Source organism: Aliidongia sp., assembly GCF_035943795.1.
In the GTDB taxonomy this organism is placed as follows: domain Bacteria; phylum Pseudomonadota; class Alphaproteobacteria; order ATCC43930; family CGMCC-115725; genus Aliidongia.
Genome location: NZ_DASZBY010000153.1, coordinates 56192 through 68488 on the forward strand (window position 1 = coordinate 56192; position 12297 = coordinate 68488).

Consider the following 12297-nt stretch of genomic DNA (forward strand, 5'->3'; position numbering starts at 1 on the left):
GTTCAGCAGGCTTCGGCTGGACGCTTCCAATAGACCATGGTTCCGGTCAAGCCACCGTGCGGCTTCAGCGCATAGTCCGGAATCACGCCGGCCAGGGTGAAGCCCAGCCGCTCATAGAGTGTGGAGGCCCCGCCTTCGGACGCAGTGTCGAGTACCAGCAGGCTGCGCGTCCGCTCGACGGCCAGCCGTTCGGCCTCCTGCATCAGCGCCGTCGCCACGCCGCGCCCACGATGGCTCACACGGGTCATCATCTTGGCGATTTCGGCCCGATGCGGCTGGTTGGGCGGGCAATCGAGCAGCAGGGTGACGGTCCCGACGACCTGTCCGTCGTCGAAGGCGCCCAGCATGATCCGCTGGCCCCGGGCCGCGGCAGCGAGGGAGCCCTGCCAGAAGGCATCGGCCGCCTCCAGGCTGAGCGGGTACATGAAGCCGACGGAGCCGCCGTTCGCCACGACCTCGACCAGCAGCCGGCTCAGCATGCCGCAGATTTCCGGCACGGCGCTCAGGGGCGCGATGGTGATTTCCGACATGATGCTAGCTCCGGACGAGGGCGACGACATAGATGCAGGGCACGTTGGTTTCATTGGCGAACGTCACCTCGATCGGCGGGCCGAAACCCAGGCAGTCGCCGACGCCGAGCACAAGCCGGTCGCCGCCTTCGAGGATGACGAGATCGCCCGCCTGGACCCAGACGGCCTGGCGGATATGGGCGTAGGACGAGGCGGGCAGCACGACCCGCTGGCCGGCGGGCAATTCGACCTGCACGATCTCCAGCGGATGATCCGGCCGGCTGAACACCTGCCGACGCCGATAGCCGGTCGCGGGGTCGCGCCAGACCGGCTGCTGGGCGACACGGGACAGGCGCTGTCCCTCCCCCTCGGCCCGCAGCAGCAGACCGGCGAGGGTCAAGTCGAACGCGCCGGCCAGCCGTACCAGGATCACCGCGGTCGGGCTGACTTCCTCGCGCTCAATCTTGCTGATCGTCGCCTTGGAAACGCCGGAGCGCTCCGCGAGGTCAGCCAAGGACCAGCCGCGCATATCGCGCTCGAGGCGCAGGCGACGCGCGATCTGCGTGCCGGAATTATCTTCTAAAGTAGCCATACGTCTCTTTTATTTTACGATTTCGGAAAATGCAAGGCGTGCCGCCCACAGAGAATAGTAATCCATTTGGAAAACTTTTCCTTGCGCCGCCGATGAAAAGACTTTAGTTATCCGTATAGATAACTGTCACACTCCTGCCGAGGAATCAGATGTCCCTGACCCTGCACCATCACCCGCTCGCCTCGTTCTGTCACAAGGTGCTGATCGCGCTCTACGAGAACAGCACGCCGTTCCGCGGCGCGATCGTCGATTACGGCGACGAGAAAAGCCGGACTGAATTCTTCGCGCTCTGGCCACTCGGCAAGATCCCGGTGCTGCGCGACGAGCGGTTGGGCCACACGCTGCCGGAAACCACGATCATCATCGAATATCTGGATCAGCACTATCCAGGCGCGCAGCCGCTGCTGCCCCTGGACGAGGCGCTCCGTCTGGAAACGCGGCTGTGGGATCGCTTCTTCGATTTCTACATACATGCCCCGATGCAGAAGATCGTCAGCGACCATCGTCGGGCGGACGGCGGGAAAGACCCGCTCGGCGTCGATGAAGCCCGCGCGATGCTGCGAACCGCCTATGCCATGCTCGACCGGCGGATGGCCGACAAGACCTGGGTCATCGGCGACGCGTTCTCCATGGCCGATTGCGCGGCAGCGCCGGCCCTGTTCTATGCCGGCATCGTCGCGCCATTCTCCGGCGCCTACCCGAATGTCGCGGCCTATTTCGATCGCCTGACCGAGCGCCGGTCCTTCAGGCGGACGCTCGCCGAGGCGCGGCCGTATTTCCATCTGTATCCGTTTGCCGCCGACATTCCCGCCCACCTGCTGATCGACGACGCGGCGGCGGCCCCATGATGCAAACCGAATTCCAACCGGCGATACTCGACCGGATGTTCCATGCATTGGCCGACTCCACCCGCCGCGACCTGGTCGACCGGCTGAGTGCCGGACCGACCTCGGTGAAGGAACTGGCCGCCCCGTTCGCCATGGCGTTGCCGTCTGTCATGAAGCATCTCGCCGTGCTCGAATCCGGCGGCCTGGTGCAGTCGGACAAGACCGGGCGCGTTCGCACCTACCGCATGACGCCCGACGCGCTGACGATGATCGAGCGTTGGGTCGCCGTTCGAAAGGCGGCCTGGAATCGCCGCTTCGATCAATTGGAATCATTTCTGGCCGAAGAAGCCCACGAAGGAGAGCAAGCATGAGCCAGCGGTCCGTTGCCCATCATACTTTCGTCATCGAGCGTCGATTGAAGGCCTCACCCCAACGCGTGTTCCGCGCCTGGTCGACCCCGGAATCGAAACGCCGGTGGGCCGCGTGCAACGGCGACATGGTGAATACGGCCTACAGTCTGGACTTTCGGCCGCAGGGCTCGGAGACCAACCGGATCGTCTCGCCGGACGGTCGTGTCCACCTGTTGCAAGGCCATTATCTCGACATCGTTGCCGACGAGCGCATCATCTACGCCTACGACATCCACGTCGACGGGGTCCGCGGGTCGGCCTCGCTCGCCACCGTGCTGTTCCAGCCCTGCGACGTCGGCACGCGCATGATCTTCACGGAACAGATCGCCTTCCTGGACGGTCACTATTCGCTGGAAGACCGTATCCACGGCACCGAAGAATTGTTCGATCGGATCGCGCTGGAACTCGAAGACGGCATCGGCCGACACTGATCCGGCAAGGGATCGGCGGCCGGCGCCTGCCCGAGGGCCTGCGAGGCCCCACGTCAAATCGTCACGACGATCTTGCCGAACTGTTCGTTCGACTCCAGAAACCGGTGAGCCTCGACGATCTGGTCGAACGGGAAGGTTCTGGCGATCACCGGCCGGAGCGACCCCGACGCGAGCCCGCCGAGGATGAACGCCTTGGCGGCTTCCAATCGGACGGGATCGCCGATGATCTCATGGACGAGGTAGCCGCGCAGCGTCAGGCACTTGCTGAGTACGGTGAACAGCGGGAACGGCGTCGGCTCGGGGCTGAGGCCACCATATTCGATGAGAATGCCGCCCGGTGACATCGCGGCCGTCAACGGTTCGAACAGGGGACCGCCGATCGGGTCGAACACGACCCGAACGCCCGTCGGACCGGTGATTTCCGCCAGCCGGACCGGAAGATCTTCCTCTTTGAGCGCGATGACATGGGTGGCACCGGCGTCGAGCAAGGCCTGCCTCTTGACCGACGTCCGGGTGACCGCGATCGGCGTGGCGCCGACTTTGCGGGCAATCTGGATCGCGGCCAACCCGACGCTGCTCGATGCCGCGGTGATGACCACGAAGTCGCCTCGCCGGAGTCTGGCAAGATCGATCAGCGCGCCATACGCGGTGAGATACTGCATCCAGACGGCTGCCGCCGCTTCCCAACCGAGCGAGGGTGGATGCTTGACGACGTGCCGGGCCGGGAATGTCGCAAGCTCGCCATAGGCCGGCCAGCGGACCATCGACAGCGGCGGCACGACACTGACGGCCTCGCCGGGCACGAAATCGTCCACACCGGCCCCAACCGCCTCGACGAGGCCCGCAGCTTCGAGACCAAGGCCGGACGGTAGCGGCGGCGTCTCGATGTAGTTGCCCGACCGAAGCAAGGCTTCGGCCCGATTGAGGCCCAGCGCCTTGACGCGGATTTGAACCTCTCCGCGACCGGGGTCCCGGGTGTCGACGTCCTCGATGCGCAGAACTTCGGGGCCACCATGCTCATGAAAACGAACGACCCGTGTCATCGGTAAACTCCATCACAATTTTACCGAATGAGTTGTCTCACCGACCATCTGCCGGATATATGGCGCCCTGAGCGAGACAGTAGAAACCAGAGGTTCTCAATCATGGATCGTCTCATGAGCATGGCCGTGTTCGTCAAAGCCGTGGACCTGGGCTCGTTCGCCGCCGCCGCGGCCGCGCTCGACCTGTCCGGACCGATGGTCGGCAAGCATGTCCGGTTCCTCGAAGATCGGCTGAGGGTGCCGCTCATCGCCCGGACCACCCGCCGCCAGAGCCTGACGGAGTTCGGCCGGGCCTACTACGAGCGCTGCCGGGTGATCCTTGCCGAAGCCGACGCTGCGGATGCGCTCGCGGCCGAGCAACTGTCCGAGCCGCGCGGAAAGTTGCGCGTCACCATGCCGGCACTGTTCGGTCGCCGCTGCGTCACCCCCATCCTCATGGAACTCGCGCAGAAATATCCGACGCTCGAACTCGACCTGTCGTTCAACGATCGCTTCGTCGACCTTGCGGAGGACGGCTACGATCTTGCCATCCGTACCGGCGATCCGGAGGAGAAGGCCGGAGTGGTGGCGCGGCGCATCGCCCGCCAGCGCATGGTCGTCTGTGCGTCGCCGGCCTACCTCGACAAGCACGGGTGGCCGCGGCAGATCGAGGATCTGGGCGGGCACCAGGCCATCGTCTATCGCCGGTCGGGCCGGGTCCGCCCATGGCTGTTTCCACGCGCGGGCCAACCGCCGGCGGAGATTGCGCCGGCCAGCCGATTGCGGCTCGACGATCTCGACGCCATCGCCGATCTGGCGGTCGCCGGAATGGGGCTGGCCTGGCTGCCGTCCTGGCTGGTTCGCGAGCGCATCCAGGCAGGCGCGCTCGTCTCGTTATTGCCGGATCAGCCGGAATTCCTCTACGACGGCTATGCGCTATGGCTGAAGGCGCCTCGCCTGCCGCTGAAGGTCCGCCTTGCCATCGATGCGCTGGCGGCCGCATTGCCCGGGTTCATGACGTGATGGTCCTGGCGTCACCGGGCCATGGCGCCAGTGCCAGCTTTGCGTCGGCGACGACATAACGCACATAGCGGTAGTCGCGAATGAAGCTGATCCGGCCGCTGCGCCACTCCAGCCACATCACGTAGCCGGGCTTCGGATCGGCGCGATCCTCGAAGACCGCGATCACTTCGCGATCCTCGAGCCAAGCCGGAGCGAGCCTGACGCCGGCCACCTGGGCGTAGATGGTGAAGAACAGACCGACATCCGCCCGGCCGACGCGAAGCGGATGGAGGGATTGATGGAGCTTGACGTCATCGGCCAGGAGCGCCCGCAGGCCATCCCAATCCTGCTGGTTGAAAAGCGCCACATAGCGCGCCACCGCCGCCGACGCCGGCCGCACGTCGGGAAATCTGCCGGCCTGGACATTGATCTCCCTCAGGCGCGCGCGACCTCGCGCCAGATGGCCCTTCACCGCATCGACCGTCAGATCGAGGAGGGTGGCGATCTCGTTCAGCGATTCGTCGAGCACGTCCTTTAGGATCACGACGCTCCGCTGAGCGACGGGCAACTCCGCAAAACGCGATACCGCGATCTGGACCGCTTCCTGACGCAGCAGCCGATCGACCGGATCGGGGGTGGCCAGGTCGACGACGCCTGAGGCCGCATCGATCGGCTCGGCGTGACGGACCGCCCGGCCGCGCAGCAGATCGAGGGCCCGGTTGTGGGCGATCCGGAACAGCCACGGCCGAAGCTGCGGCGCTTCTTCCAGCTCCTGCAGCGCCGCGACGGCCCTGACGAGCGCGTCCTGCACCACATCCTCGCCATCGATGACCGATCCCATGAGACGCGCGCAATAGCGGTGCAATTCCGGGCGCAAGTCGCCGGCCAGGGCGATGAGCCCTGCCCGGCGGCCGCAGTCCGGCGAAGGCCGTCCTGCACTCAAGCCGTCGCCTCCTGAAGCATGGTGATCCCCGTGTCGCCCTTCAGCCCGAAAGCGGAGCCCCCTAGGTATTTCGGGTCGTCCAGCACGGAAGCGACCTTCTCGCCGAAGTCCCGAGGCGTCATCGGTGCGCCGAAGCGCGTCAGGAATGCCTCGGGCGTGACGCCCAGGGCGCGCGCGTAGGCATTGGCGCCCGCATCGCCGACGCCGGTGCCGCCGATCATCTGCTGCGGCACGATCGTCTGGAAGCGCACGCCGAGATCCTTTTGCTTGGAGATGGTATCGGCATATTCCGCCATGAACCACAGCATGCGCTTGGCGCCACCATAGCCGCCCGACATCGGCGACCCGTGCTGAGCCGCCCCGCTCGATACCACCAGGACGCGGCTGCCAGGGGCGAGCGGCAGGTTGAGAACCGCTTGCAGCCAATAGAGCCCGGCCTTCACGTCGGTCTCCCAAGGTGCCGTAAAATCCGCCCAGTTCACCTTGTCCAGCCGAGCCATCCGCGGCGGCGTGCCGGCGTTCAGCACCAGGATGTCCGGGCGGACTTCGGCAAGGATACGGTGGGCGGCGGTCTCGTCGGTCACGTCGGCACAGATCGTGGCAACGCCCAGCCGAGCGCCGGCCACTTCCAGCGCGGCGCCATCGCGGGCGATGGCCGTCACACGCGCGCCGCGCGCGACCAACGCTTCGACCATGCCAAGACCAAGGCCGCGGCTTCCGCCGGTGACGACGACATTCTTACCTGTGAGGTTCATCGCTTCTACTCCGATGTCGGGGAGTAGCTAAGACGATCGAGGCGTGCGAAAGGAGCCAGCCCATCATCGAAACCAGGTGCCGGATCGAGGATACGTCAAATACTAAGCGCGATTTGTATTGGCGTTGCCGACGACCCCTTCGAAGAGGTCTGTCGGCAACGCCATGGTTGCCAAGCTGTCAGGCTGCGGCTGGGGCGTTGCGGGCGTAGTCCGCCATCTGATCGCGCAACGCCCTCTGGAAGGCCGGCCGCGCCTCGCAACGCTTGACGTAGGCATCGAGCACGGGAAATCCGGTCACCAGATCGGTATGCCGGATGAACCGCAGCACGGTCGTCATCAGGATGTCCGCCACGGTGAAGCGATCGACCAGATAGTCGCGCCCGTCGAGCCAGGCGGCGAGCGCGCCCAGTCGGACGTTCACCTCGTCGACGGCACCGGGCCGCCGCAGCTTCGCCCATGGTTCATCGCCATGCTGCAGGTCGATCGACAACAGGTTCTGGATCGGCGGCTCGACCGTGTTCAGTGCCGCGAACATCCAGGTGACGGTGTTGACGCGTTCGTGCCGGTCGGCGGGCATCAGAGCCTCGACGTCCGCGGCGATGTGGTGGACGATCGCACCCGATTCGAACAATCCCCGTCCCTCGATCTCGCAGGCCGGTACCAGCCCGAAGGGATGCTGCTGACGATAAGCATCCGATTTGAGATCGCCGAAATCGATCAGCCTGGCTTCATAGGGACGACCGGCCTCCTCCAGCGTCCAGCGCACGCGCACGTCGCGCACCAGCCCCTGGGCGAACGGCGGAGCCCAGCGGAATCCTGTGACGATGATGTTGTCCATTTTTGTTCCTTTGCGTTTGGTGGGTGGTGTTTCGTCAAGTGGCGCACCCGCAATCGCGGCGGGCGCCTTAGCGTCGTGAAATTTCCAGGGTCTGTTCGGCCGCGACGACGTCGAGATTCCGGACGACCTTCTTCCAGCCCTGGCCCATGTTATTGAAAGCCGTCTCGTTCTTCGGCAGCAGGAAGCCGGAATGGACGAGACGAAGGCGCGTGCCGCCGCCTTCGGCAGCCGCAAGGCTCCACGTGACGACGGTGTCCATGGGCGAGCCATATCCGACGTTTGCCGCGTGACCGCTGCTCCAGGCATAGGCGAGGCGCTCGTTCGGAACCGTTTCCAACACCCGGCAGCGGATGACACCGTCCCAGACGCCGGCGGGCGTCGTCTGGAAGGTGAACCGCGTGCCGTTCACCGGCTCGAATCCCGTCGGCGTCATCTGCAGCCAACGGCCGATCAGTTCGCCGGTCGTGAGCGCTTTCCAAAACGCCTCCGGCGCGTGCGGAAACGCACCATCGACCACGATGTCCTGCGTAGGGCTCCTCAATGCGGCGTGGTTCATGACTTGATGCCCTCGAGGCGGTCGCGAGGCCGGGAAGCAGGGACCCGGCTGGCGATCCGCTTCAGCCAGGGGGCGGAATGGAAGGCGCTCATCAGCACGTACATCGGAACCATTCCGCCGAGCGCCGACGCGCCCGGCATGGCCGAGCACAGCAGATCCGGCCGGCCGCTTCCGAGAACACCCGTCAACAGCGCCATGAGAGCGAAAGTCGGGGCGGCCGCGAGGCATAGCCAGTCGGCGGCCCCGAGGACTGCCGTCTTGCCGTTTTCATGGCGGACATCGCTCTCGTCGCGGTGAGCATTGCTCATGTCCTCTCTCCTGCAATGGAGCCTGGTCGGGTCATGCGTTCGCGCCCCGCTCGTCGCAATCGTCGTGGCGGCACCACCAGACGCACGTCTCGCTGCGTTCGCCGGGGACATGGAGTGTGTCGTCATCGTTCTTCTCCCGCCGCCGTCATCCGTTGCATTCGCGAGACGACGTGCCGCTTGCTGATCTTGGGGTAGATTGGCGCCAGGTAGCGAACGGAGGGAGTTACAAGTGTGGCGGGATTCCAATGGACTCGCTGATTACAGCCGCAGCGCGCGCGCTTGCGGCCGGCGATCTGCTCGGCGCCTTGAAGCGGGTCGCCCTGCGCGACGACGCGCCTGCGCTGGCACTCCGGGGCATCGCGATGGCGCAGCTCGGCGATCTCGTTCGCGCGAAGAACCTCCTTCGCCAGGCCGCCCGCGCGTTCGGTCCGAAAGAGACGATGGCCCGTGCGCGGTGTGTCGTTGCCGAGGCCGAGATCGCCCTCGTCTCGCGCGACCTGGGGTGGCCTGCCAAGGCGCTCGACATGGCGCGGGCGACGCTCGAAGCGCACGGCGACCACGTCAATGCCGCCCATGCGCGCAATCTCGAAATCCGGCGTCTGTTGCTGATCGGTCAGCTCGACGAGGCAGAGCGCCTGATCGCCCAACTCGATCCCACGCCGCTGCCCCCCGCGTCGCAGGCCGCCCATGAGCTGGTGGTCGCGGGCATCGCGATCCGGCGCCTGCGGACGCAGGAGGCGCACGCGGCGCTGGCCCGAGCCCGGAAGGCCGCGCGCGCCGCGGATATCCCCGCGCTGACGGCAGAGGTTGAAACCGCATCTCTCGTCCTGACCACCCCTGCCGCCCGGCTGATCGCACGGGGCGAGGAGCGCCCCCTGCTGCTCGCCGACGTCGAAGCGCTGCTGGCGTCGGGGGTGCTCGTCGTGGACGCGTGCCGCCATATGGTGCGGGACGCGGCGACAATGGTCTCGCTCGCGACGCGCCCCGTCCTGTTCGCGCTCGCCCGCGCGCTGGGCGAGGCCTGGCCGGCCGACGTGTCGCGAGGCACGCTCGTCGCCCGGGCCTTCCGCGCGAAGCATGCCGATGAGTCGCATCGCGCCCGGTTGCGCGTCGAAGTCGGGCGGCTGCGCGTCGAGCTTCGGTCTCTGGCGGAGGTAAGCGCGACGAAGGACGGCTTTGCCTTGGCCCCACGCCAGGCACGCGAGATCGTCGTATTGGCACCGCCCGTCGAGGAACAGTACGCGGCGGTGTTGGCCTTCCTCGCGGATGGCGAATCCTGGTCGAGTTCGGCCCTGGCGATTGCACTGGGCGCCAGCTCGCGCACCGTGCAGCGGGCGCTCGATGCGCTTGCGACCGCCGGCAAGGTGCAGTCGTTCGGTCGCGGGCGGGCGCGTCGCTGGATTACCCCGCCGGTGCCGGGATTCCCGACAGTCTTGTTACTCCCCGGCCCGCTGCCCAGCGATTAGGATGGACATCATGAAACGATCAGCAGCCGAAATTCTCTGCGAATATGGCCCCTTTCCCGGCATCGACCGGGTGAATGGGGTGACGTACGACGGCCAGCACGTCTGGTTCGCCACCGGCGACAAGCTGAACGCCCTGGATCCGGCCAGCGGAGAGGTGCGGCGCTCGATCGATGTCGCCTCGCATGCCGGAACGGCCTTCGACGGCCAGCATCTGTTCCAAATCGCCGAGGATCGCATTCACAAGATCGATCCCAAGACCGGCCAGGTGCTCGCCACGATCCCGGCGCCCGGCGATGGCGGCGATTCAGGGCTCGCATGGGCCGAAGGGGCGCTCTGGGTCGGCCAGCACCGAGCCCGGAAGATCCATAAGATCGATCCGGAAACAGGCGAGATCCTGCGCACCATCGAGTCCAACCGCGTCGTCACCGGCGTCACCTGGACCGACGGCGAGCTGTGGCACGGCACCTGGGAAGGCGACGAGAGCGACGTACGGCGGATCGATCCCGATACGGGCGAGGTGCTGGAAAGTCTCGAAATGCCGGCCGGCGTGGGCGTGTCGGGGCTCGAGTCCGATGGTGGCGATCGATTCTTCTGCGGCGGCGGCACCAGCGGGAAGGTGAGAGCCATCCGCAGGCCCAGCCGCGGCCGCCTTGACGGCATTTGAACGCGGCGCCGCCGTCACTCGGTCAGGGCTTCGACCCGTCCGCCGGCAAGCACCACCAGAATCTTTCTGAAGTCGGTCGACGGGGCGAACTGGGCATAGACCTGCCGGTAGGTCTCGACGGACGGCAGGCCGTCTTGATCGTCGAGGACGAGCCACCGATCGCCGGTGAAATTTTCCGGCGGACGCTTCGCTGCTGCCGCACCGGCGAGCCGGAGCATCGACTGCGTCAGATGCAGGAGAATGTCCGGATCGGATTCGCGATTGTGCACGAAGCCGATCACCTTTGCGGTTCGTCCCGAAATGCCTTTCACGAGACGGACCCGGATCTGGTTCCCGCAGATCGTGTCGTCGATCGCCAGCGGCGCGGACCGGTGCGCGAGACCGTCCCGGACCCTGCCCTCCAGCGCCGCCGCCGCCTTCGACGGCAAGCGTATGGGGGCCGTCACGGTCAGGACCACCGCCTCGCCGTCCGGGACCGACGCCGACAAAGCGGTTCGCAACCGGTCGACAAGCCGCAATGCGACCCTGTCGAACCGCAAACGTGGCTTCGCAAGGTCGCGTCGGTCGGCCGGCGCGCGCTCGATCACCGCGACCGTGACGGCAATTCGCCTCCCGCCGATCGTGATATAGGCGTCGGGCGCCTCCCCGGTTCCGTTTTCCCGGTTCGCAGAAAAGTGCTTGGCGACGATCGCGATGGCCGCCTGCTCCCGCACTCCCACCTTGCTCATGCATTCTCTCCCGCATCATCCCGTCGTCGCGACGAGCAGTTCCTCCGCATTATCGGGCGGCCGAAGCCCGTCGGCTCTGCCGGCGAAGTAGCGCTGGGCGAGCATCGCCGCCGATACGTGCCGGGATTCCGCAAAGCCGGCCTCGCCGGCGAACGCCAGCATTTCGGTCGGCGTGAAGAAGCTGACGAACGGCGTTCCGCTGGCGCGCGCGCCCTTCACGGCCAATTCCAGACCAGGGCGCACCTCCGGGTCCGCGAATTCCAGCGGAACCAGGAACGTCATGGCCAACGTCGAGCCGGGCGCGAGGGCTGCGACCTGCCGCAACATGGCCATGATGGCATCCTTGGTGAGATACATGCTGACGCCGCTGCAGGCCACCACCGCGGGCTTGCCGGCATCGAAGCCGGCCGCCGCCAACCGGTGCCACCAGGCATCGCCTGCTTCGAAATCGACCGGCACCAGCCGCAGCCAATCGGGAACGCCGAAGCCGAGTTCGATCAGGCGTTGCCGTTTCCAGGCCTGGGGCCCCGGCTGATCGACCTCGAACAGCGTCAGGCGGGACGCAATCCCCGGCTTGCGCTGGGCGAACGTGTCGAGCCCCGCGCCCAGGATGACATATTGAGCGACGCCGCGGCCCGCCTCCTGCGCGACCAGATCCTCGATGAAACGGGACCGGGCCAGGATGGAAGCGCGGAAGGGGCGCGTGAACTGCGGGTCCATGTCCGGACGTCGACGCCAGTCGTCTTCCGGACCCGCCAGCTTGAGGCCGATCTCGTCTTCGAGCACATGCGGCGGTGGGTCGATCTGGATGTGCAGGGCACGCCACAAGGCCGTCCGCAGCGCCGTGCCGTCGGGCGCCGCTATGGGCAGATCGCTGGTCGGCGCGTTCATTCCGCCGATTTCGCCGCCTGGAGCCGCCAGATGCGGCCGTCGGGGTCGCGCACGGTCATCTCCCGGGTCCCCCAATGGGTGTCCTCGAACGGCGTGACGACGAACGCGGGGTCGAGCCGGACCGCATCCGCGTCGGGCACCGTCAGCACGACATGTGCCTCGGGCCGCTCCTGCTCGGGGATCTCTGCAATGAACAGGTACGGACCCGTGCCGTTGCGGAGCTGGCCAGAATTGTGATCGGTCTCGAAGTCCAGAGAGAAGCCGAGCGAGTGAAAGAACTTGGCCGATTTTCCCCAATTGTGGGTCGTCAGATATACGGCCTCGATGCCATCGGTCGTCATGTCACATCTCCTTG

At 66.3% G+C, this 12297-nt stretch carries 17 protein-coding genes; 6 read left to right on the plus strand and 11 right to left on the minus strand.

What is annotated here, in order from left to right:
- Positions 1–2: 2 nt before the first annotated feature.
- Together VGV37_RS29385 and VGV37_RS29390 are read right to left on the minus strand one after the other, a co-directional pair.
- Positions 3–530 (minus strand): GNAT family N-acetyltransferase, encoded by a 528-nt coding sequence (locus tag VGV37_RS29385; RefSeq protein ID WP_326883423.1) that lies wholly within the window; start codon positions 528–530, stop codon positions 3–5.
- 4 nt (positions 531–534) lie between these two features.
- On the minus strand, positions 535–1101 hold the full coding sequence (locus VGV37_RS29390) for an XRE family transcriptional regulator (protein WP_326883424.1): 567 nt from the start codon (positions 1099–1101) through the stop codon (positions 535–537).
- Positions 1102–1250: 149 nt separating this feature from the next.
- On the opposite strand from VGV37_RS29390, the gene VGV37_RS29395 reads away from it, so the two are divergent.
- Genes VGV37_RS29395 through VGV37_RS29405 form a run of 3 tightly spaced genes read left to right on the plus strand, consistent with a single transcriptional unit; the run spans position 1251 to position 2769 of the window.
- Positions 1251–1949, plus strand: coding sequence for a glutathione S-transferase family protein (locus VGV37_RS29395; protein WP_326883425.1), 699 nt, complete (start codon positions 1251–1253; stop codon positions 1947–1949).
- On the plus strand, positions 1946–2299 hold the full coding sequence (locus tag VGV37_RS29400) for a metalloregulator ArsR/SmtB family transcription factor (protein WP_326883426.1): 354 nt from the start codon (positions 1946–1948) through the stop codon (positions 2297–2299). Before VGV37_RS29395 ends, VGV37_RS29400 begins: the two co-directional genes overlap by 4 nt.
- Positions 2296–2769, plus strand: a complete 474-nt coding sequence (locus tag VGV37_RS29405; RefSeq protein WP_326883427.1) for an SRPBCC family protein — start codon at positions 2296–2298, stop codon at positions 2767–2769. The genes VGV37_RS29400 and VGV37_RS29405 overlap by 4 nt, the downstream gene beginning before the upstream one ends.
- A 53-nt stretch (positions 2770–2822) precedes the next feature.
- Here VGV37_RS29405 and VGV37_RS29410 read toward each other — a convergent pair whose 3' ends face one another.
- The gene (locus tag VGV37_RS29410; RefSeq protein WP_326883428.1) at positions 2823–3812 is read right to left on the minus strand and encodes a zinc-dependent alcohol dehydrogenase family protein; all 990 of its coding nucleotides are present in this window, start codon (positions 3810–3812) and stop codon (positions 2823–2825) included.
- 102 nt (positions 3813–3914) lie between these two features.
- Between VGV37_RS29410 and VGV37_RS29415 the strand changes: the two genes are divergently transcribed.
- Positions 3915–4814, plus strand: a complete 900-nt coding sequence (locus VGV37_RS29415; protein ID WP_326883429.1) for a LysR family transcriptional regulator — start codon at positions 3915–3917, stop codon at positions 4812–4814.
- Here VGV37_RS29415 and VGV37_RS29420 read toward each other — a convergent pair.
- The 5 genes from VGV37_RS29420 to VGV37_RS29440 all read right to left on the minus strand — a co-directional run bounded on the left by VGV37_RS29420 (position 4804) and on the right by VGV37_RS29440 (position 8193).
- Entirely contained in the window at positions 4804–5736 is a 933-nt protein-coding gene (locus tag VGV37_RS29420) for a sigma-70 family RNA polymerase sigma factor (protein WP_326883430.1), read from the minus strand. The two genes, VGV37_RS29415 and VGV37_RS29420, sit on opposite strands and share 11 nt — an antisense overlap.
- Positions 5733–6491, minus strand: a complete 759-nt coding sequence (locus tag VGV37_RS29425) for an SDR family oxidoreductase (RefSeq protein WP_326883431.1) — start codon at positions 6489–6491, stop codon at positions 5733–5735. Before VGV37_RS29425 ends, VGV37_RS29420 begins: the two co-directional genes overlap by 4 nt.
- A 178-nt stretch (positions 6492–6669) precedes the next feature.
- Positions 6670–7329 (minus strand): glutathione S-transferase family protein, encoded by a 660-nt coding sequence (locus VGV37_RS29430; RefSeq protein ID WP_326883432.1) that lies wholly within the window; start codon positions 7327–7329, stop codon positions 6670–6672.
- Between the two features lie 67 nt (positions 7330–7396).
- Entirely contained in the window at positions 7397–7885 is a 489-nt protein-coding gene (locus VGV37_RS29435; RefSeq protein ID WP_326883433.1) for an SRPBCC domain-containing protein, read from the minus strand.
- On the minus strand, positions 7882–8193 hold the full coding sequence (locus VGV37_RS29440; RefSeq protein ID WP_326883434.1) for a hypothetical protein: 312 nt from the start codon (positions 8191–8193) through the stop codon (positions 7882–7884). The genes VGV37_RS29435 and VGV37_RS29440 overlap by 4 nt, the downstream gene beginning before the upstream one ends.
- Positions 8194–8438: 245 nt before the next feature.
- Between VGV37_RS29440 and VGV37_RS29445 the strand changes: the two genes are divergently transcribed.
- Together VGV37_RS29445 and VGV37_RS29450 are read left to right on the plus strand one after the other, a co-directional pair.
- Positions 8439–9659 (plus strand): hypothetical protein, encoded by a 1221-nt coding sequence (locus VGV37_RS29445; protein WP_326883435.1) that lies wholly within the window; start codon positions 8439–8441, stop codon positions 9657–9659.
- Between the two features lie 10 nt (positions 9660–9669).
- Complete coding sequence (locus tag VGV37_RS29450) at positions 9670–10323, plus strand: PQQ-binding-like beta-propeller repeat protein (protein WP_326883436.1); 654 nt, start codon at positions 9670–9672, stop codon at positions 10321–10323.
- 14 nt (positions 10324–10337) lie between these two features.
- Here VGV37_RS29450 and VGV37_RS29455 read toward each other — a convergent pair whose 3' ends face one another.
- The 3 genes from VGV37_RS29455 to VGV37_RS29465 are packed head-to-tail and all read right to left on the minus strand — an operon-like array spanning position 10338 to position 12283.
- Entirely contained in the window at positions 10338–11036 is a 699-nt protein-coding gene (locus tag VGV37_RS29455) for a hypothetical protein (protein WP_326883437.1), read from the minus strand.
- 30 nt (positions 11037–11066) lie between these two features.
- Positions 11067–11942: a class I SAM-dependent methyltransferase gene (locus tag VGV37_RS29460; RefSeq protein ID WP_326883438.1), complete on the minus strand. Its 876-nt coding sequence runs from the start codon at positions 11940–11942 to the stop codon at positions 11067–11069.
- Positions 11939–12283, minus strand: a complete 345-nt coding sequence (locus VGV37_RS29465) for a hypothetical protein (protein WP_326883439.1) — start codon at positions 12281–12283, stop codon at positions 11939–11941. Before VGV37_RS29465 ends, VGV37_RS29460 begins: the two co-directional genes overlap by 4 nt.
- Between the last annotated feature and the right edge of the window lie 14 nt (positions 12284–12297).

Bases quoted from the DNA above. Each gene is read 5' to 3' on its own strand.
- VGV37_RS29385 (WP_326883423.1), bottom strand. From the start codon at position 530: ATGTCGGAAATCACCATCGCGCCCCTGAGCGCCGTGCCGGAAATCTGC.
- VGV37_RS29390 (WP_326883424.1), bottom strand. From the start codon at position 1,101: ATGGCTACTTTAGAAGATAATTCCGGCACGCAGATCGCGCGTCGCCTG.
- VGV37_RS29395 (WP_326883425.1), top strand. From the start codon at position 1,251: ATGTCCCTGACCCTGCACCATCACCCGCTCGCCTCGTTCTGTCACAAG.
- VGV37_RS29400 (WP_326883426.1), top strand. From the start codon at position 1,946: ATGATGCAAACCGAATTCCAACCGGCGATACTCGACCGGATGTTCCAT.
- VGV37_RS29405 (WP_326883427.1), top strand. From the start codon at position 2,296: ATGAGCCAGCGGTCCGTTGCCCATCATACTTTCGTCATCGAGCGTCGA.
- VGV37_RS29410 (WP_326883428.1), bottom strand. From the start codon at position 3,812: ATGACACGGGTCGTTCGTTTTCATGAGCATGGTGGCCCCGAAGTTCTG.
- VGV37_RS29415 (WP_326883429.1), top strand. From the start codon at position 3,915: ATGGATCGTCTCATGAGCATGGCCGTGTTCGTCAAAGCCGTGGACCTG.
- VGV37_RS29425 (WP_326883431.1), bottom strand. From the start codon at position 6,491: ATGAACCTCACAGGTAAGAATGTCGTCGTCACCGGCGGAAGCCGCGGC.
- VGV37_RS29430 (WP_326883432.1), bottom strand. From the start codon at position 7,329: ATGGACAACATCATCGTCACAGGATTCCGCTGGGCTCCGCCGTTCGCC.
- VGV37_RS29435 (WP_326883433.1), bottom strand. From the start codon at position 7,885: ATGAACCACGCCGCATTGAGGAGCCCTACGCAGGACATCGTGGTCGAT.
- VGV37_RS29440 (WP_326883434.1), bottom strand. From the start codon at position 8,193: ATGAGCAATGCTCACCGCGACGAGAGCGATGTCCGCCATGAAAACGGC.
- VGV37_RS29445 (WP_326883435.1), top strand. From the start codon at position 8,439: ATGGACTCGCTGATTACAGCCGCAGCGCGCGCGCTTGCGGCCGGCGAT.
- VGV37_RS29450 (WP_326883436.1), top strand. From the start codon at position 9,670: ATGAAACGATCAGCAGCCGAAATTCTCTGCGAATATGGCCCCTTTCCC.
- VGV37_RS29460 (WP_326883438.1), bottom strand. From the start codon at position 11,942: ATGAACGCGCCGACCAGCGATCTGCCCATAGCGGCGCCCGACGGCACG.
- VGV37_RS29465 (WP_326883439.1), bottom strand. From the start codon at position 12,283: ATGACGACCGATGGCATCGAGGCCGTATATCTGACGACCCACAATTGG.